This is a genomic window from Mesorhizobium sp. B2-5-4 (genome assembly GCF_006441095.1).
In the GTDB taxonomy this organism is placed as follows: Bacteria; Pseudomonadota; Alphaproteobacteria; order Rhizobiales; family Rhizobiaceae; genus Mesorhizobium; species Mesorhizobium salmacidum.
Genome location: NZ_VFUR01000012.1, coordinates 78,512 through 97,066 on the forward strand (window position 1 = coordinate 78,512; position 18,555 = coordinate 97,066).

An 18,555-nucleotide genomic window follows, 5' to 3' on the forward strand; every position below is an offset into this window, starting at 1 on the left:
TCAGGCACCTGCCTTCGCCAGGGCATCTTGCGCCGAAAGGCCGTCATGGATGACGCCCCGAAAGGCAATCGCTGCCTTCTCCGGATCGCCATGCCCCCAGAGATTGCGGCCCACCACGGCACCGCGCGCGCCGGCACGGATGGCGTCCGCCGTCTGCTGAAGGGCGCCGAGCAGCGTATCGGTCTTCGGGCCACCCGCGATCACAACCGGCACCGGGCAGGTCCGAACGGTCTCTCGGAACGACTCGAAATCGCCCGTGTAACCGATCTTGATCACGTCGACGCCGGATTCGTAGCCGATGCGCGCCGCATAGGCGATCTCGTCGGGGGTGAAGACGATTTTTGCGCCATCGGTGAAATCGCGAGGGTAGATATGCGCGACTACCGGCATGCCGTAGCGGGCCGCCGCATTCACCGAATCGGTCAGCCAGCGTATGTATTTGCCCTCGGTCGCGCCGCGTACCGGAATGGCCACGGCCAACGCATCGGCGCCAGCGCGCACCGCATCCTCGGGCGTTGCAATCAGTTCACTGACGCGATCGTCCGGGGTGAAGCAGCCGGCCTGGATCACCAGGGAAGCCTTGCCCGCGTATTGCGGCCACAGGTGGCGCGCGGTGCCTGGCTGAATGCTGACGTAGTCGGGTTTGCCCACCATGACGCGAGCGAGCGCGCCCGGCAGATCGGCAAGACCTCCTTTGCGCACGTCGCCATAGCCGACAAAGTGGTCGACCGCGCCGCCAAAAAGGTTTCCCGATGGATGCGAGAAGAGGCGCGCAAGGCGCACTTTGGTTCCTAGGCTCATGAGTGCAAAATGTCCCAATCGTTTGGTTTCAAAATCCTGGAAACAGTGTTTGCGAAAGAAACGATAAATGCAATCTTTCGAAAGCTTTCGAATTTGCGTATTTTTGGTAAGGTGAGCCGAGGCCAGGGCGGTTGCTCGGTGCATGGAGGCGAGGACAGGGCAATGTTGTCAGAGCAGAGACGCCAATCGATCCTGAGTGAGGTGCAACGCAGCGGACAGGTTCGCACGAAGGACTTGTCGGACGATTTTGGCGTGTCGGAAGTCACGGTGCGTTCCGACCTCGAGATACTGGACCACAAGGGACTACTGACCAAGACCCGTGGAGGGGCGGTGACCCGGACCACGGATTCGACCACGGCCGCGTTCGCGCGGCGGATGCAAACGAACCTCGATGCGAAGAAACGCATCGCCCGGGCAGCGGTAGAGCTGTTCGAGGACAACCAATCGGTCATCTTCGACGGCGGCTCGACATTGATGCAAGTTGCCATGCAGTTACCGCCGCTCAACAACGTCGTGGTCGCGGCCACGGCGATGAATATCGTGCAGCATCTGATGCATCGGCCCGGGCTCGATGTGCACATGATCGGTGGCCGGGTCTATCCAGACACGGTGAGCACGCTGATTACCGATGCCGATACGGCTCTCGGCGGCTTGGTGGCGCATCAGGTCTTCGTTGGAGCGCATGCGATCGACTCGTCACTGGATGTGGTCGACGTGAACGAAGACATGGCGCGAACGAAGCGAAACCTGGTGCGTATGGCACGGCGCGTTGTCCTCCTTGCGGATTCGAGCAAATGGGGCGTCAGCGGGACCTCCAAGGCATTTTCGCTGTCGAGCGTCCATGTGGTGATCACCGATGATAGCCTGCCCGGTCCAATACGCAGCCAGCTGGATAAAATTGGGGCCAAGGTGATCTATGCCTGAACCCGTCGCGGTCCCCTGGCCGCAACCGAAAGACCCGATGACCCACGGATTCGCATCGGCCGCCAGGCCGTTTTTTCTGTCTGTCATTTTCTCCTCCCAAGGCTGGCAGCCTCCCGATGTCGCCAGCCATTTCCGCATGTTCTATAAAAATTTTACGCGCGTCAATATTTAAAATGTTGTATAGCGATTTTGAAAGCGATCCGGCACCATTGCGACGGATCGGGTAGCGGGACCGTATTGGGAGGGTACGACAGAAATGCAGGCAAAATCACAGGCCAAACTCGGCATCGGCGTCATTGGATGCGGCAACATCTCGATGACTTACCTGCGCAACGCCGCACTTTTCGGCGGCATCGAATTGCGCGCCTGTGCCGATATTTCGGCCGAGATGGCGGCGTTACGGGCCAAGGAATACGGCATTCGGGCACTCGGCGTCGATGCGCTGCTGGCCGACCCCGAGATCGACCTCGTCCTTAACCTCACCATTCCGGCGGCGCATTTCGACATTTCGTTCTCCGCCCTTTCGGCGGGAAAGCATGTCTTCACCGAAAAGCCGCTGGCAATCTCGGCCAGCGACGGGCGCCGGCTGGTGACCGAGGCGGCCAAGCGTGGCCTGCTGCTCGGCTCGGCTCCCGATACCTTCCTTGGTGCGGCCGGACGCAAAGCGCGCCGCCTGATGGATGAAGGCGCCATCGGGCGCCCGGTCACCGGCACCGCCTTCATGATGGGACGTGGCATGGAACACTGGCATCCCAATCCGCAATTCTACTATCAGCCGGGCGGCGGCCCCGTATTCGACATGGGACCCTACTATCTCACCATGCTGGTCAATCTGCTCGGGCCGGTCACCCGCGTCATGGCGATGGCGACGAAGGGCCAGGAGGAACGGCTGATATCGGCCGAAGGGCCGTTCAAGAACACCAAATTCAAGGTCGGCACGCCGACCAATGTGCTGTCGCTGCTCGAATTCCGCTCCGGCGCGACCGTCACCTTCGGCGCATCATGGGACGTCTTCAGGCATTCCAACCATCCCATCGAACTGCACGGCACCGAGGGCTCATTGCGCCTGCCCGACCCGGACACGTTCGGCGGCACCGTATCGCTGTCGGAACGCGGCGCCGCCTGGAAGGACTTCGCCAGCGAAGGCGAACTCTACGGTGCCCGCAACTGGCCTTACGCAGCGCCCGACCGCGCCAATTACCGCATGCTCGGCGTCGCCGATCTGGTACGCTCGCTGCAGACCGGTGCGACACCCCGCGCTTCCGGCAATCTGGCCCTGCATGTGCTGGAGATCATGGAAGCGATCCTGCATTCGGGCGAGACGAAAAGCTCGGTTGCGATCACAGGTGACGTCGTCCAGCCGGCCCTGCTTAGCGAAGACGAGGCACGCGGCCTGCTCGCCTGACCTCCAGCGGAGATGACGATGACACTCGATCCGGATGCATTGCGTGCCCTCGAAATCGGTCGTGCCGCCGGCGGCGAACCGTTCGAGAATGGCAGCGTGGCGGCGGCACGGGCCGCCTACATCGCTTCCTTCCCAACTCAGCAGGGCGAGCACGAGCCGGTCGCGGCAACCGGACAGCAGCAGATCGACGGGCCGAACGGCCCGGTCACGATCCGCATCCATCGCGGTATCGGCGCGCCGCGGACCGGGGCGCGCGCCGTGCTTTACCTGCATGGCGGCGGCTGGGTCATCGGCAATCTCGATTCGCATGACGAAATCTGCCGCTGGCTGGCCAATCTCGGCAACGCCGTCGTCGTCTGTCCCGATTACCGGCTGGCGCCGGAGCACACGTTTCCCGCCGGGCTGGAGGATTGCGCGGCGGCGCTCCGCTTCATGGCCGGGAACGCTGGCGAACTCGGCATCGACCCGACCCGCATTGCCGTTGCCGGCGATAGCGCCGGCGGCAACCTTGCCGCCGTTCTGGCGTTGCTTGCCCGCGACGGGCTGGCGCCGCCGCTTGCCGCCCAGATCCTGACCTATCCCAACACCGATGCCCGCCAGGCGGCGGACAGCTATCGGCGTTTCGGCGACGGCTTCGGGCTCACCGCCGCCGCCATGGCCTGGTTCCGCGACCATTATGTGCGAACGCCGGACGACATCGCGGATTGGCGCGTATCGCCGCTGCTGGCCCCCAGCCTTGCCGGCGCACCGCCGGCCTTCGTCGTGATCGCCGGCCACGACATCCTTGCCGACGAAGGCACGGCCTATGCCGAGCGCCTGCGGGCCGAAAGAGTGCCGCTGGTGTTGCGGCACTGGCCAGGTCAGATCCACGGCTTCGTCTCGATGGGTCGGCACATCCTGGCCGCGCGGCAAACGGTGAGCGAGGCGGCGGCCTGGCTTCAGCGGCAGACGGGTGTTCAGGCCGACTGACGCATCACCAGGGTCGCACCAAGCTTGACGTTGCGCGCCAGATCCTGGCCGGGCGGGTCAGTCTCGTCCAAAAGCGCCAGCAGGATCTCGACGCTGCGACCGGCCATGGCGGCGAAGTCCTGCGCCATCGTGGTCAGCGCGGGACAGGTGTAGCGGCTCAGCGGATGATCGTCATGAGCGGCGACACGGAAATCGCTATCAGCGCGGCGGCCGATCTTCAGCCCGCGCGAAAAGGCAGCCGACATCACGCCAAAGGCGAGACGGTCATTGGCGCAGAGCAGCGTGCGGGCCGGCAGGCCGCCTTTCTCGAGCGTCCTGTCCATCCATTCGTGACCGATGCGCTCGAAGTCCCAGCTATAGTCGCCCGCCGCCTTGAGAACGGTGGGCTCCAGGCCGGCGGCGTGCATCGTGTCGATATAGCTCTGCAGCCGTTCGCTCGAATTGTGGTTGACGTGCGGGATGTCGACATAGACCGGCGGTTCGCCGGACCGGCAGAGATAATCCACGATCGTCGAGGTGCTCTGGTGGTTGTCATTGCCGACGAACGGCGTGTCGCCTTCGATATAGGTGTCGAAATAGACGATCGGGATGTCCTCGCTCATCCGCTCGAAGACGCCGGGCTCGGAGACCAATCCCAAGGGCGCGACGATGGCGCCGGCGACCTTCAGCGACATCAGCGTCCTAACCGATTCCGCCTCCAGCTTCGGCGAACCGTGCGAGGAGATGACGATCGGCCAAAACCCTTCGTCGCGGCAGCGCAGTTCGATGCGGCTGACCATCTCCGCGTAGAACGGATCTGTGATCGCCGGCACCACGATGCCGACATTGCGGGTGCGCTTGCGATTGAGATTGCGGGCAAAAACATTCGGCTGGTAGTCGGACGAACGAAGCGCCGCCTCGATGCGCGCTCGTGTCGCCGGCTTCACGCTGGCCGGATCGTCAAAGTACTTCGACAGGGTCGGCCGGGACACGCCGGACGCCCTGGCGAAATCATCCATTGTCCGGTGCGTCTTTTCCGCCATCGATATTTCAGGCTCCTTGCCCTCAATGCCAGCCTTCGCGCACCGGCCAGAATCAGTCTTGCGACCATTGCGCTGAGGCAGCATTGCTTGACCGAACTTATTCAGTCAAATTTCCATGTTTCCACTACAACGCAAAAGCATTGCGCACGTCAAATTATTTATTGACGCTTTAAAAATGGCAACTTAGGTTTTAAACCCGCACGGACATGCGGATAACGCATGGCAATCGGACGCCGTCCGTCCGGCAGATGGTGAGGACATGAAGAAACTGGTTTGCGCCGGCGAGATCCTGGTCGAGATCATGGCCGAGCGGATCGGCCAGAGTTTTCGCGCTGCCGGCCCGCTGGTCGGTCCGTTTCCGTCAGGCGCTCCCGCCATCTTTATCGATCAGGCGGCGCGGCTCGGCCAGCCGGCCGGGCTGATCGCAGCGGTGGGCGACGACGATTTCGGCCATTTGAACATCGAGCGCCTGCGCGCCGACGGTGCCGACATCTCCGCCATCACCGTCCATCAGGGTGCTGCGACCGGAACCGCCTTCGTCACCTATGAGACCGATGGCAGCCGGCACTTCGTCTACAACATCAAGCAGAGCGCCGCCGGGCTGATCGAGATGGGCGCGGAAGCGCGCGCGCTGCTGGCCGGCGCCGACCATTTTCACGTCATGGGCACATCGCTGTTCTCGCCCGAAGTGATCGAGGTTGCCCGCAACGGGATCGAAGCCGTCAAGAGGCGCGGCGGCACGGTCTCCTTCGACCCCAACATCCGCAAGGAGATGCTCGATCTGCCGGGCATGCGCGACGCCTTGCATTTCGTGCTGTCGAAAACCGATGTGTTCCTGCCGAGCGGGCCGGAACTCTTCACCTTCGCCGAGGCAACCGACGAGGAGAGCGCGGCGCGCGAAATGCTGGACCGCGGCATCTCCACCGTGGTCGTCAAGAAGGGCGCGCAGGGCGCCGTTCACTACGACCGGTCAGGGCGCATCGCTTCACCCGGCTTCGTTGTCGACGAAATCGACCCGACCGGCGCCGGAGACTGTTTTGCGGCAGCCTTCGTCTCCTTCTGGCTGCGTGGAGAGGGACCTAAGAGAGCGCTCGAGATCGCCAATGGCTGCGGCGCACTGGCGGTCACGAAGAAGGGACCGATGGAAGGCATCGCCTCGCTGGCCGAGGTCGAGGCGTTCATCGCGACCAGCAGGACGGGAGCACCGGCATGAGCCAGGCGACCGACAGGCTGGCCGCCATAGCGTCGCGCCGTGCGGCCGGCGAACGCTGTGGCATCGCCTCGATCTGCTCGGCCCATCCGCTGGTCATCGAAGCGGCGCTGCGCCACGGCAAGGCGCGCAACGCCGACGTCCTGATCGAGGCCACCTGCAACCAGGTCAACCACGAAGGCGGCTATACCGGCATGACACCAGGCGATTTCCGCCGCTTCGTCGAGGCCATCGCCGGCAAGGCCGGCTTTCCCCTGGACAGGCTGGTGCTCGGCGGCGATCATCTCGGCCCCAATCCCTGGAAGCACCTGCCGGCGCCTGAAGCCATGGAGAAGGCATCGCGCATGGTGGATGCCTATGCCGAGGCCGGCTTCACCAAGATCCACCTCGACGCCAGCATGGGCTGCGCCGGCGAAGGCGCGGCACCGCCCGACGCCACGATCGCCGCGCGCGCCGCCGAACTGGCCGAGGTGGCGGAGGCCGCGATTGAACGAACAGGCGGCGCCAGGCCTGTCTATGTCATCGGCACTGAAGTGCCGGTGCCGGGCGGCGCCCTGGAAGCGATGGACCATCTGGCGGTGACGACACCGGAGGCGGCCCGCGAGACGGTGCGCATCCACCGCGATGCCTTCAGCCAGCGCGACCTCGACCAGGCCTTCTCGCGGGCGATCGGCGTCGTAGTGCAGCCGGGCGTGGAATTCGGCAATGCGGAGGTGATCGCCTACCGGCCGGAACGCGCCCGGGCGCTCGCCGGCAGGCTGCGCGACCTGCCGCAATTCGTCTTCGAGGCCCACTCGACCGACTACCAGCCGGTCGCCGCGCTGAGCGCTTTGGTCGATGACGGTTTTGCCATCCTCAAGGTCGGGCCATGGCTGACCTTCGCGCTGCGCGAAGCGCTCTACGGTTTGAGCCACATCGCTGACATTCTTGCTCCCGACCCGGCTCGGGAAAGCCTGCCGGCGGCGATGGAGCGCGTCATGCTGGCAGCGCCCGACAACTGGAAGAATTACCATCACGGCTCCGAGGCCGAGCAGTGGATCGAGCGACATTTCTCCTACAGCGACCGTATCCGCTACTACTGGCCCGCGCAGGCGGCGCGGCAGGCCGTGAACGCGCTGATGCAAGCGCTGGGCGAGCGCGACATCCCCTCACCCCTGATCAGCCAGTATCTCGGCCGTCTCGACGGCGCGGTGGCGAGCGGGTCCGTCGCGCCAAAGGCCAGGGAACTCCTCATCGCAGGCGTGACGGATGTTCTCGACATCTATGCCAGAGCAACTGGCTGATCGACCCTGACCACGCCTCGGCGTTGCACCTGGAAAAACCAATGATGTGCGGCGCCAGCTTTTCCGGCGTGTCGGTGTAGTGCCGGACGGCAGTCCACCGGGAAAGCGCCGGCAGCGCCCTTCCCGGACGCAAGCTTATTCGCCGCGCATCGTCGCCTGGAAGGTCGGCAGGTGTTTCTTCTGCGCTTCCAGCATGCGTTCGCGGTAGACACCGTAGATGACGTCGGTATCATGCAACGTCACGCCGGCGATCGTCGGCGAGGCGAAGACCGGCAGTTCGATGCCGCGCTTGGCGAGTTGCTCGGCCGTGCGCGCGATCAACTCATGCGCCAGGATCATGGCGAGCACCGTCGATGAGCCCGACACCGGACGGCTCCAACCTTCGACCGGTACAATGGCGTCCTCGATCGGCGAGCAGGTGTCGATGACGAGATCCGCCGCGTCGGCCAGCCGCTTGCCGGAGGAATGCGTCGCCGGCTTGTCGAGATTGTTCTTGCTGGTCACCGCGACGACGAAGATGCCGCGCTTCCTGGCATAGAGAGCGGTGTCGATGCCGGACGAATTGCGGCCGCTGTGGCCGAAGATGATGATCGAATCGCCCTTGTTGAGCGGCTGGTGGTCGAGGAATTTCTCGGCATACTTTTCAGCTCGCTCCAGCCACAGAAGCTCGCGCACCCCGCCGGCGCCGAGCACGTTGTGCCACATAACGCGCGGGTCGGTCAGCGGATTGAAGCCGACATAGCTGCCGTAGCGCGGGAACACTTCCTGCACAGGCAGCACCGAATGGCCCGAACCGTAGAGATGGACCAGCCCGCCGCCTTCCAACGAGTCGGCAAAGCGGCTGGCGGCCTGGCCGAAGGCCTCTTCATTGGTTTTCGCTGCCTTGTCGATGAGAGCGGCGAGACGGTGGATGTAGAGATCGGACACGTGGGTACTCCTGTTTAAAGGTCTGCTCGGGAGGGTGGATCAGCTTCGCGGATTGGACGGGACGCGCCCGGCGCGCAGCGTCGAGCGGATTTCGTAGCGGTCGCCGCGCATGATGGAGATGGTGAATTCGAACGGGCCGCGCTCATCGGTCGTGATGCGCTCGACGATGAAGGCGGGGCTGCCGGCGGGCAGGTCGAGCAGTTCGGCATCCGCCGCCCCAACCGCGCCGACGCGGTAATTTTCCCGCGCGGCCGCCGGCACAATGCCGTAGTGACGCTCCAGCGCCTCGTAGAGCGAACCCTGCAGCAGGCCGGCGTCGAGGAAGCCCGGCACGCGCGCGGCCGAAAGCTGCGCCGTCTGGATGCCGATCGGCTCGTTGTTGCCCAACCTGAGACGCCTGATGCGCACCACCGGATCGCCCTCCTCGATCTCCAGCGCGCCGGCGGCAGCCGCATTGGCTGATGTCAGGCCGCAGTCGAGCAGGCGCGAGCCGGCGACCACACCCATATTGCCCATTTCCTGGGTGAAGCTGGTCAGCTCGCGGGTGCCGGCCACCAGCGTGGTGGAGCGCACGAAGGTGCCGCGGCCATGCTCGCGCCTGAGCAGGCCGCCTTCCTCCAGATTGCGCAGGGCGTGGCGCAAAGTGATGCGGCTGACACCGAACAGGGCACACAGCCGGTCTTCGGCCGGGATCTGGTCGCCGGTCGCCCATTCGCCGCTCTTGACGATGGCGCGGATCGCCTCCTCGACCTGATACCAGAGCGGCTCCGGCCGTCTGCGGTCCGGCTGCTGAAAACTCGCTTGGCTCATCGCACCTGTCTCCACTCTTTCCCCGCGCGACCAGCCAATGCCGCGCCGATAAGGCCGGCGCCCGGGCCGAACCGGCCGGACCGAACCTCGATGCCACGCAGATGCGACGGCAACTGGCGCCGCAGCGCGGCAAGCAGCGGTGGTCGGATCACGTCCAGCGCCTCGGCCAGTCCTCCCGAAATCAGAACCGCCTGCGGATCGAGCAGCGCCACAGCGCCGGCAAGCGCGGTGCCGAGCCGCCGCGCCGGCACTTCCAGCAAGGTCTGCGCGGCGAGTTCCCCGCCTTGGGCGGCGGCGATCAGCTGGCGGCCATCGGCGAGGCCAATCTGGGCGGCAAGCGCATCGAGTGCCCGGCCCGAGGCGACGCGCTCCAGCCAGCCACTGCGCTCCTCGCCATGATCCTTGATGTCGGCGCAGGCCCAGCCGAACGAACAGGCGCCGCCATGCGCGCCGGCAACTATGCGGCCGTTGGCCAGCACCGCCGAGCCGATGCCGGTGCCGATGGCGAGCAGGATCGCATCCGACATGCCCTTGGCCGCGCCCTCGACGACTTCCGCCAACAGCGCGATCTGCGCGTCGTTGCCGAGCGCCACGGGCAGGCCTGGAAACAAGGCCTGGATGTCGACGCCGTCGAGAAACGGCAGGTTCGGGATCCAGCGGCAGACGGCACCTTCGACAAGCCCGGGCACCGCGATGCCGAACGCCTCGATCGCCCCAGCCTCGGCGCGCAGGGCCTGGACGCGGGCGACGAACGCATCAAGACTGGCCGGCGCCGGCTCGCGGCTCGGCATGTCCAGCGCACCGATGTCGCCGGTGAAGACGGCGGCGCGCAGATTGGTGCCGCCGAGATCGATGGCCAGAACCCGCGTCATCGGCCAGGCCCTTTGCCGAACGGCGGCGCGAACAGGCCGCTGCCGGCATTCCACGAATGCGACGCCGTCGCGAAGCCTTGTGCGTAACGCGTACCGCGCAGGCAGCCGCGCAGCCGGTAGAGCGCGCTGTAGTAATCGACATAGGGAAAGCTGCTGAGGCCCCGCGCCAGCTCGTATTCCTCGACCGCCTCGCTCCAGGCCTCGAAGCCATCGCTGACATCGACGAGATGCTCGGGCCGAAAACCGTCATCGTCCTCCCAGTTCTCGCCGAACAGGAGCAGTTGCGGCGTGTGCGCCGCGTGGTCGCTGGCAACGGTCGGCAGGGCAGCGTAGAAGATGCCGGTCTGCGTCAGATGCGCGGCGGCGCGATGGTCCTTGTGCCAGCTGCCGTGCCAATGGGTAATGACGATCTCTGGTTTGAGTTCGCGAATGATGTCGCATACCTCGAGCGCCGTCTCGTCGTCCGACGGCAGGAAGGCGTCGCGCAGGCCGAGGCTGCGTACCTTGACACCAAGCCGCTCAGCCGCCCTGCCCGCTTCCTCTTCCTTCTGCACGCAATAATGCGCGGGGATGAGACAGGGATGCCCCTGCTCGCCCATGGTCAGGTGCAGGAAGGTCACCGTGGCACCGCGCTTGACGGCGGCGGCGGCCAGCGGCCCGGCGATCACCTCGGCATCGAAGGCGTGCGCGCCGACAACGAGGATGGAGCTTGCGGCGTAGATCCTGTCCTCGATCATTTCATGCCTCCCCCGGCACCGACGCCCTCGCGAATCTGGCGGGCGAGCAGACAATACATGATCAGGATGGGCGCCATGGAGATTGCCAGCGAGGCGAACACCAGGCCCCAGTCGGTGCGGAATTGGCCGATGAAGACGCTGATCGCCAGCGGCACAGTCTTGTAGCGGTCGTCGAAAATGAAGATCAGCGGGAAGAAGAAGTCGTTCCACACGGCGATCACCGTGAAGATGGCGACGATCGAGACCGCCGGCTTCACCATCGGCAGGATGATCTGGAACAGGATGCGGACCTCGCCGGCGCCGTCCATGCGCGCCGCCTCATCGAGTTCGGAGGGCAGCACGCGCATGAAGTTGGCGAAGATGAAGACCGCGAAGGGAATGCGGATCGCCGAATAGACGAGGATCAGGCCCGTCAGGGAGTCCAACAGGCCGAGGTTGCGCATCAAGGTGAACAACTCGACAGAGGCCAATCTGATCGGCAGCATGATGCCCGACAGGAACAGGCCGAGCATGATGGCGTTCCAGCCGAGCTTGTAGCGGCTGAGCGGATAGGCAGCCATCGCCGAGACGACGATGGTGAGAATGACCGCGCCGGCGGTGACGATCAGGCTGTTGATGAAATTGTGGCCGAGATCGGCGCGCGTCCACGCCCGGACGAAATTGTCGAAAGCCCAACTTTGCGGCAGGCCGAGCCTGTTGTCGTAGATTTCGGCCGTGGTCTTGAAGCAGGAGACGACGAGAATGTAGAGCGGCAGCAGAACCGCCGCTGTCCAAATGGCCAGCACGGTCCAACCCGGCAGCCGCGCCAGTCTTGGCGGAAACGTCCTGTATGGGATCGCCGGCACGCTCATAGCTGCACCGTGCGGCGATCGAAGAAGCGCAGCATCAGCAGCGTGCCGATGCTGAGGATCAGGAACAGCACGGTGCCCAAGGCCAGCGCCAGACCTATATCAGTGATACCGACAGCGCCCTCGGCGCCGAAGGCCAGCCGGTAGAAATAGGTCACCAGCGTGTCGGTCGAATAGCTCGGATTGCCCTGCACGCCTTGCATCACATAGACGATGTCGAACTGGTTGAAGGTGTTGATGAACGACAGCGTCGTCAGCGTGCCGAGCGCCGGCATCAAAAGCGGCAGCGCGACGGAAAACAGCATGCGCGCATTGCCGGCGCCGTCGAGCTTCGCCGCCTCGAAGATCTGGCCGGAAATCTGCCGCAGGCCCGCCGTGTAGATCAGCACCGGCAGGCCCATCCAGTTCCAGGCGTCGACGGCGATCAGCACTCCAAGCGCGGTGTGGCTGTTGCCGAGCACGGTGAGGCTGCCCTGATGGAGGCCGAGCCCGTTCAGCGCCCATTCGACGACGCCGCCCGGCGCCAGAAGCAGGCGCCACAGCGCCCCGACGATGACGGGGCTCAGAACCGCCGGAAAGAAAAACACCGACTGGAAGAAGGCCGCTCCCCTGTCGCGCAGGAACAGCAGCCAGGCGAACAAAAGGCCGATGCCATTCTGGAAGAGCATGATGCCGAAAAACCAGGCGGTATTGTGCCACAGCGCGCCATAGAGCCGCGCACCGCTGGGAAAGACAAACAGGCGCGAAAAATTCGACAGGCCGGCGAATTCGATCATGCGCAGGCCCTTCCAGATGAAGAAGCTGCCCCACAGCGACATCGCCAGCGGATAGAGGACGAAGAGCGTGTAGACGGCCAGCGCCGGCAAGATGAAAAGCACGGCCATGCGCTGCTGCGTGCGTTTCAGGCTGCTTGGGCGGTGAAAATTGGTCATGCGTTGTTCTGTCCGGCGAGAGGCCGGCCGCGATGCGACCGGCCTGGCTCCTCACTGCTTCGGCTTGAACCAGGTGGCGACGGCGGCCTGCATATCGGCGGCCAGCTTCTCCGGCGCGATGTTGCCCTCGACCATGTCGATGATCTCCGACTGCAACACAGAGGACGCCGTCGGCGACTGCCAGCGGAAGCCGACCAGCGTCAGATAGGGCGTCGAGTTCTTCGACATTTCCATCATCTGCGCCAGCACCGGATCCTTCACGGTGACGTCGGTGCGGGCCGGCGGCCAACCGAGCTCATCGGCGAACATCTGCGCGAATTCGGCCGAAGCCATGAAGCCCAGCACCTTGATCGCGGCCTCCTTGTTTTGACTCTCGGAGACGAGACCATAGGAGCCGTCCGAGAAGGCCGACGTGTAGAGCTTTGCCCCGGCATCGTCGGCTGGGAACGGGAAGATCGAGAATTTCAGCTTCGGGTTCTGCGCCTTAAAGCTGCCGTTCTCAAAGGACCCACCGAGGAACATCGCCGCCTTGCCGCCGATGAACTGCTGCGTGGCCGTGGTGTAGTCGATGCCGGCGAAGCCGTCCGGGAAATAGGGCTTCAGCTCGGCGAAGCGCTTCAGCGCCGCGACATAGCGCGGATCGTCGAAGGTCGCCTTGCCGGTCATCATCTCGTCGTAGAAATCAGGGCCGTAGACGGTCGGGCCAATGACGCCGACGCCGATCTCCAGCTCCCAAGCGGAGCCATTGGCGCCGCCGGTTGCGATCGGGGTAATGCCGGCCGCCTTCAGCTTGCCGCAGGCGGCGACGAAATCCTTGTAGGTCTTGGGGATCTCGATGCCTTGCGCGGCAAAGATATCCTGATTGTAGAACACGCCCATCATCGGCACCGAATAAGGCACGCCGTAGAGCTTGCCGTCGGTGCGCCCGCGCGCGCCGCCAAGGGCGGCATCCGGCATGTTCTTCAATTCCGGCACGCCGTCGTCGAGCGCGTCGAGATAGCCGGCATCGACGAAGGGCTGCAACTCGCCATAGGCTTTTAGCTGGGCAATATCGGGCCCGCGACCACCGCGCAGCGCGGTGCTCAGCCGGTTCTGGTAATCGGCGTCCGGCGTGAACTGAATGTCGACCTTGATGCCCGGGTTCTTGGCCTCGAAGGCATCGAAGATGCGACGCATCGCGGCCTCGTCCTCGGTGCGCCAACTCCACAGCGTCACCGTGCTGTCGGCCCACGCCGGCAGGGTGATGAAGGTACCCGCGCAAGCGGCGGCAAGGCCGCCGATCAGCCCAAGCGCGGCGCGCCGGTGAATTGAAAGCATGCTCATTGCCAGTTCTCCCGTTTCTTCCCTGTCTTTGGCGTCTCGCGGCGCTTCGATGCCGCAAGAGAGTCATTCGTTCGATCAAGTCATTATAACGACATAGCGTTGTTCGCAAGAGGCGGCCTTTTCTCAATAGGGCAGAACCGTCGAGTTCCCGACCCACAAAATCTGTTTAACTTGCTGTTCTGAACAGATAAAATTAATATTCCAGGAGCACAAGAAGATCTCGCGTCGATTCTGCAAGCAGCTTTTTCGCAAACAGGGCCTTGCGCCACCGCTTCATGTTGTCATAACGTCATCGTGGTCGCTATGCTCAAATGGAGGGTGAGGATGTCGTTTGCCTGGATGTCGAAACTGGCACTGGCCGCGGGCCTTGCCATCCTGCCGACCACCGGCTGGGCGCAATCGGTCAACATCTCCTACCTGACGCACTGGTCGCCCGAGACGGTGGCGTTGCTGGAGGCGGCGGCCAACGGCTATGCCAAGACCAATCCGGATGTCAGCGTCACCGTGCGCGCCGTTCCGTTTGGAGATCTCCTGACCACGCTTCGCTCCCAAGGCGGTAACGCGGACGGCCCGACGATCGGCGGTATCTACGATCTCTGGCTGCCGGAACTCGCCCGCGACAAGCTGGTCGCGCCTGCCCCTGAGGCGGTGGCGAGCGAAGTCAAGGGCGCCTGGCCGGCGGGCGTCGTCAGTGCCGCTTCGGTCGGCGGCAAGCTCTACGGAATTCCCAACGAAATCGACGTCTATGCGCTGAACTACAACAAGGCGCTGTTCAAGCAGGCGGGCATCGCCGCTCCACCAAAGACCTGGGACGAGTTCAAGGATGCGGCGAAAAAGCTGACCAACAAGGATGCCGGCCAGCAGGGGTTCGGCATGATCAATTCATGGGCGGCCGGCGTCGTCCATCCCTTCGCCTCGCTGCTGGTTTCCAACGGCGGCGAGCTGATCAAGGACGGCAAGCCAGTGCTGGACAGCAAGCAGGCCGGCGAGACGTTCCAGCTTTATGAAGACCTCGTGAAGTCCGGCGCCAGCGTGCCGGCGATGGCGACGGCCGACGCCAACACCACCGGGCCATTCCTCGACAATTTCGTCTCCGGCAAGACCGGCATGATCATCATGGCCAACTGGTGGGAGAGCGCGCTGAAGACCGGCATGGGCGACAAGTTCACCGACATCGCCACGGCACCTATCCCGGTCGGCCCGAGCGGCGACCAGCCACATTCGATTTCCTATTCCTGGATGACCGTGGTCAATGCCAATGCGGGCCAGGCCGAGCAGAAGGCGGCATGGGAATTCCTCGCCTGGCTCAACAATCCGAAATCCGGCAAGAGCGGCGCTTCGGCGATGTCCGATATCTTGATGTCGATGGGCATCCTGCCGTCGCGCACCTCCGACATCGAAGCGCACAAGGACAAGCTCGGCTCGGAATTCCTGTCCGGCTATGTCAGCGTGCTCGCCGATGCAAAACCCTTCCCGGTGGTGCCGGGCGGACAGGAATTCTCGGAATCCCTACAGCAGACGATCGAGGCGTTGCAGTATGGCCAGGTCTCGGCCAAGGATGCGCAGGCGACGGCGCAGGCCGACGCCACTTCGATCCTGGAACGCGCCGCCAAGTAGTCATCAGAGCCAAGTAATGATCAGAACGTAATGATCCAGAGGTACCGTGCCTCGGCGGGCATCATGCTTACGCCCGCCGTGACGCTGATCGGCATATTCATCCTGCTGCCGATGCTGCTCACCGTCTGGCTGTCCTTCCAGGACTGGTCGACGCAAACGCCGTTTTCCAGTGCGAGCTTCATCGGCCTCGACAATTTCCGCGAGATCTTTGGGCCGACCTCGGTCGGACGCGACTTCAAGTGCGCGTTGACCAACACCGCTATTTATACCGCACTATCCGTCATCCTGATCCTGCCGCTCTCGGTAGCCTTCGGCCTGATGGTTTACCAGCACGATGTCGCTGGCGGCACGGAGCTGAGGACGGTGCTGTTCTCCACCTATATGGTGCCGATGATCGCGGTGGCGCTGGTCTGGTCGAAGCTCTATTCGCCGAGCGAGGGGCCGCTCAACCAGATGCTTGGCCTGGTCGGCGTCGGACCGCAACCCTTCTTGTCGTCGCCGCGCTCGGCGCTGATCTCGATCGTCTTCCTCAACGTCTGGCAGCAGGTCGGTTATTTCACCGTGCTGGCGATCGCCGGCCTGACGCAGATACCCGGCAGCCTCTACGAGGCGGCGAAGCTCGACGGCGCCAATCGCTTCGAGCAGTTCCGCTTCATCACCTTGCCGCTGATGCGGCGCACGCTTTTGTTCAGCGCCGTCATCTCCATCATCAACGCTGTGCAGGTGTTCGAGCCCGTGGCGCTGATCACACAGGGCGGGCCAGTCGGCTCGACCAATGTCTTGACCTATCACATCCGCCGCGTTGGTATCGAACGCGCGCAGGGCGGGCTGGGTTCAGCCATGGCTGTCATGCTGATGCTGTCGCTGATCGTCGTCGTCTGCGCACTCTTCGCACTCGCCAACCGGAAGGACCAGGAATGAGCGCGGGATCGTCGAGCTGGTTTGCGCGTAGACGCCCCTCCGGCCGCAAGGCGCTGCTGGCCACGCTGATGCTGCTCGTCGCCGTTGCATCCGCCTTCCCGCTGGTGTGGATGGTGCTGTCCAGCCTGAAAACCCCGGCCGAGAGCATGCAGGTGCCGCCGGTCTGGATCCCGCATACGCCGAGCCTCGATGCCTATGAAAAGGTCTCCGGCGTGGTCAATGTCGGCCGCTCGATGTGGAATTCCTTGGTCATCGCATCGATCACCACGGCCGGTATCCTCATCACCTCCATGATGGCCGGTTACGCCTTCGCCAAATACCACTTCCCTGCCCGCTCGCTTTTGTTTTCGGTGCTGATCGCAACAATGTTCCTGCCGCCGATCGTGACGCTGATCCCGCTCTACCGGCTCGTCGGCTCGATCGGCCTCAATGCCAGCCTCGCCGGCATCATCGTGCCTAACCTCGCCAATGCCTTCGGCATCTTCCTGATGCGCCAGTTCATTGCAGGCGTGCCCGACGATCTGATCGACGCCGCGCGCATGGACGGCGCCTCGGAGCTGCTGATCCTCTACAAGATCGTCGCGCCCAGCGTCGCTCCGGCGATCGCCGCACTGGCCCTCTTCGCCTTCGTCTATCACTGGAACAGCTATCTGTGGCCGCTGACCGTGCTGCAGGGCAATGCCGATGCCTATCCGATCGTCATCAGCCTCAGCCGGCTGTTGAGCTACAACCGGGGCGCTGTCAACACCGGGCTGGTGATGGCCGGCGCGACGCTGGCCGTACTGCCGCCGCTCATCCTGTTCGTCTTCCTGCAGCGCTTCTTCGTCGATTCCATCGTCGGCTCGGCCATCAAGGGATAGCTAAAGCATGATCCCAAAAAGTGGATACCGGTTTTAGCACGGCGCACCGCAAGGTCGGCACGATATCTGGCTGCGTTGCCGGGCTTTCATCCATGGGTTTGTGCTCCAGGGGCAAGCGATGCGATGAAATCTCGGATCAGCGCGACCAGCGCTTCAGGTTGTTCGACGCAAGGAATATGTCCGGCGTCGCGGATGATCTCGAAACGCGCGCCGGGGATCAGAGCGGCCAGCGAACGGACGAGATCGGGAGGCGTGGAGCCATCCTGGTCGCCGACGGTGCAGAGCGTCGGCACGATGATGCGGCATGCCGCGTCGGTGAAGTCGGCATCGCGGACCGCCATGCAGGTTCCGATATAGCCGGGCAGTGCCTGTCTGATCAGCATGTTGCGGCAGCCGGCAAGATCGGCGGCGCGCGCGGCATGGAAATCCGGCGTGAACCACACTTTCATCACGCCATCGGCGATCGCCTCGATGCCGTCGCGCTCGATGGTCGCAATGCGGCTGTTCCAGCTCTCGGCAGTGCCGATCTTGTGGGCCGTATCGCTGAGGACCAGGGCGTGGACGATTTCGGGCCGGCGGGCGTAGAGGCGTTGCGCGACCATGCCGCCAACCGACAGGCCGACCAGGACAACCTCGTTGAAACCGAAATGGTCGATGAGGGCGCTCAGATCGTCGGAATGGTCGTCAATCGAGCGTACGCCGGTGCCATTGTCGGAAAGCCCGTGACCTCGCTTGTCATAGACGAGCAGAGGCATCTCGCCGGCCAGAAGCGCAACGACCTCGTCCCAGATGCGGAAGTCGGTGCCGAGCGAATTGATGAAGACCAGCGGTGGCGTCCTGCCGTTCGCCTCGACATACCGGTGATGCAGCGTGACGCCGCCAAGGGTGACGAATGGCACGATTTCGATCCTCCATTTCCACATTGCACAAGGCATTTGGTTCGGCAAAATGATATTTTGCACCAACGGCATGACCGCGCCGGCCACCGAGATCGAGACGGTCTCGGAATCATTCGGCCGCGCCTTCATGCGGCAGAGCCATGCGGTGTGATCATTTCAGCCGGCGAGGTCGCGAGCGGCGGTCGGAGATGAAGC

At 63.9% G+C, this 18,555-nt stretch carries 18 protein-coding genes; 8 read left to right on the forward strand and 10 right to left on the reverse strand.

The window, feature by feature from the left end:
* Positions 1-801 (reverse strand): class I fructose-bisphosphate aldolase, encoded by an 801-nt coding sequence (locus tag FJ492_RS16865; RefSeq protein ID WP_140771137.1) that lies wholly within the window; start codon positions 799-801, stop codon positions 1-3.
* A gap of 162 nt (positions 802-963) precedes the next feature.
* Here FJ492_RS16865 and FJ492_RS16870 point away from each other — a divergent pair, with 162 nt between their 5' ends.
* From FJ492_RS16870 to FJ492_RS16880, 3 genes are all read left to right on the forward strand, one after another.
* Positions 964-1,725, forward strand: a complete 762-nt coding sequence (locus FJ492_RS16870) for a DeoR/GlpR family DNA-binding transcription regulator (protein WP_140771016.1) — start codon at positions 964-966, stop codon at positions 1,723-1,725.
* Between the two features lie 256 nt (positions 1,726-1,981).
* Complete coding sequence (locus FJ492_RS16875; protein ID WP_140771017.1) at positions 1,982-3,130, forward strand: Gfo/Idh/MocA family oxidoreductase; 1,149 nt, start codon at positions 1,982-1,984, stop codon at positions 3,128-3,130.
* 18 nt (positions 3,131-3,148) lie between these two features.
* On the forward strand, positions 3,149-4,099 hold the full coding sequence (locus FJ492_RS16880; protein WP_140771019.1) for an alpha/beta hydrolase: 951 nt from the start codon (positions 3,149-3,151) through the stop codon (positions 4,097-4,099).
* Here the strand turns inward: FJ492_RS16880 and FJ492_RS16885 are convergent.
* Entirely contained in the window at positions 4,087-5,121 is a 1,035-nt protein-coding gene (locus FJ492_RS16885) for a LacI family DNA-binding transcriptional regulator (protein ID WP_140771021.1), read from the reverse strand. The two genes, FJ492_RS16880 and FJ492_RS16885, sit on opposite strands and share 13 nt — an antisense overlap.
* 259 nt (positions 5,122-5,380) lie before the next feature.
* Here FJ492_RS16885 and FJ492_RS16890 point away from each other — a divergent pair, with 259 nt between their 5' ends.
* Both FJ492_RS16890 and FJ492_RS16895 read left to right on the forward strand, forming a co-directional pair.
* Positions 5,381-6,334, forward strand: a complete 954-nt coding sequence (locus tag FJ492_RS16890) for a sugar kinase (protein ID WP_140771023.1) — start codon at positions 5,381-5,383, stop codon at positions 6,332-6,334.
* Positions 6,331-7,614: a D-tagatose-bisphosphate aldolase, class II, non-catalytic subunit gene (locus FJ492_RS16895; protein WP_140771025.1), complete on the forward strand. Its 1,284-nt coding sequence runs from the start codon at positions 6,331-6,333 to the stop codon at positions 7,612-7,614. The genes FJ492_RS16890 and FJ492_RS16895 overlap by 4 nt, the downstream gene beginning before the upstream one ends.
* A gap of 135 nt (positions 7,615-7,749) precedes the next feature.
* Here FJ492_RS16895 and FJ492_RS16900 read toward each other — a convergent pair whose 3' ends face one another.
* The 7 genes from FJ492_RS16900 to FJ492_RS16930 are packed head-to-tail and all read right to left on the reverse strand — an operon-like array spanning position 7,750 to position 14,063.
* Positions 7,750-8,541 carry an SIS domain-containing protein gene (locus FJ492_RS16900; protein WP_140771027.1) on the reverse strand — a complete coding sequence of 264 codons (792 nt, stop codon included), beginning with the start codon at positions 8,539-8,541 and terminating at the stop codon, positions 7,750-7,752.
* 39 nt (positions 8,542-8,580) lie between these two features.
* Positions 8,581-9,351 carry a GntR family transcriptional regulator gene (locus FJ492_RS16905; protein ID WP_140771029.1) on the reverse strand — a complete coding sequence of 257 codons (771 nt, stop codon included), beginning with the start codon at positions 9,349-9,351 and terminating at the stop codon, positions 8,581-8,583.
* On the reverse strand, positions 9,348-10,223 hold the full coding sequence (locus tag FJ492_RS16910) for an ROK family protein (RefSeq protein WP_140771031.1): 876 nt from the start codon (positions 10,221-10,223) through the stop codon (positions 9,348-9,350). The genes FJ492_RS16905 and FJ492_RS16910 overlap by 4 nt, the downstream gene beginning before the upstream one ends.
* Positions 10,220-10,960 (reverse strand): PIG-L family deacetylase, encoded by a 741-nt coding sequence (locus tag FJ492_RS16915; RefSeq protein WP_140714785.1) that lies wholly within the window; start codon positions 10,958-10,960, stop codon positions 10,220-10,222. Before FJ492_RS16915 ends, FJ492_RS16910 begins: the two co-directional genes overlap by 4 nt.
* Positions 10,957-11,805, reverse strand: coding sequence for a carbohydrate ABC transporter permease (locus FJ492_RS16920; protein ID WP_246676043.1), 849 nt, complete (start codon positions 11,803-11,805; stop codon positions 10,957-10,959). The genes FJ492_RS16915 and FJ492_RS16920 overlap by 4 nt, the downstream gene beginning before the upstream one ends.
* Positions 11,806-11,807: 2 nt before the next feature.
* On the reverse strand, positions 11,808-12,740 hold the full coding sequence (locus FJ492_RS16925; protein WP_140771035.1) for a sugar ABC transporter permease: 933 nt from the start codon (positions 12,738-12,740) through the stop codon (positions 11,808-11,810).
* A gap of 51 nt (positions 12,741-12,791) precedes the next feature.
* Complete coding sequence (locus FJ492_RS16930) at positions 12,792-14,063, reverse strand: extracellular solute-binding protein (protein ID WP_140771037.1); 1,272 nt, start codon at positions 14,061-14,063, stop codon at positions 12,792-12,794.
* 324 nt (positions 14,064-14,387) lie between these two features.
* Between FJ492_RS16930 and FJ492_RS16935 the strand changes: the two genes are divergently transcribed.
* The 3 genes from FJ492_RS16935 to FJ492_RS16945 are packed head-to-tail and all read left to right on the forward strand — an operon-like array spanning position 14,388 to position 17,461.
* Positions 14,388-15,680: an extracellular solute-binding protein gene (locus FJ492_RS16935; RefSeq protein WP_140771039.1), complete on the forward strand. Its 1,293-nt coding sequence runs from the start codon at positions 14,388-14,390 to the stop codon at positions 15,678-15,680.
* 30 nt (positions 15,681-15,710) lie between these two features.
* Positions 15,711-16,601 (forward strand): sugar ABC transporter permease, encoded by an 891-nt coding sequence (locus FJ492_RS16940; RefSeq protein WP_140771041.1) that lies wholly within the window; start codon positions 15,711-15,713, stop codon positions 16,599-16,601.
* On the forward strand, positions 16,598-17,461 hold the full coding sequence (locus tag FJ492_RS16945; RefSeq protein WP_140714793.1) for a carbohydrate ABC transporter permease: 864 nt from the start codon (positions 16,598-16,600) through the stop codon (positions 17,459-17,461). Before FJ492_RS16940 ends, FJ492_RS16945 begins: the two co-directional genes overlap by 4 nt.
* 86 nt (positions 17,462-17,547) lie before the next feature.
* Here the strand turns inward: FJ492_RS16945 and pcaD are convergent, their stop codons facing one another.
* Entirely contained in the window at positions 17,548-18,360 is an 813-nt protein-coding gene (gene pcaD / locus FJ492_RS16950) for a 3-oxoadipate enol-lactonase (RefSeq protein WP_140771043.1), read from the reverse strand.
* Between the last annotated feature and the right edge of the window lie 195 nt (positions 18,361-18,555).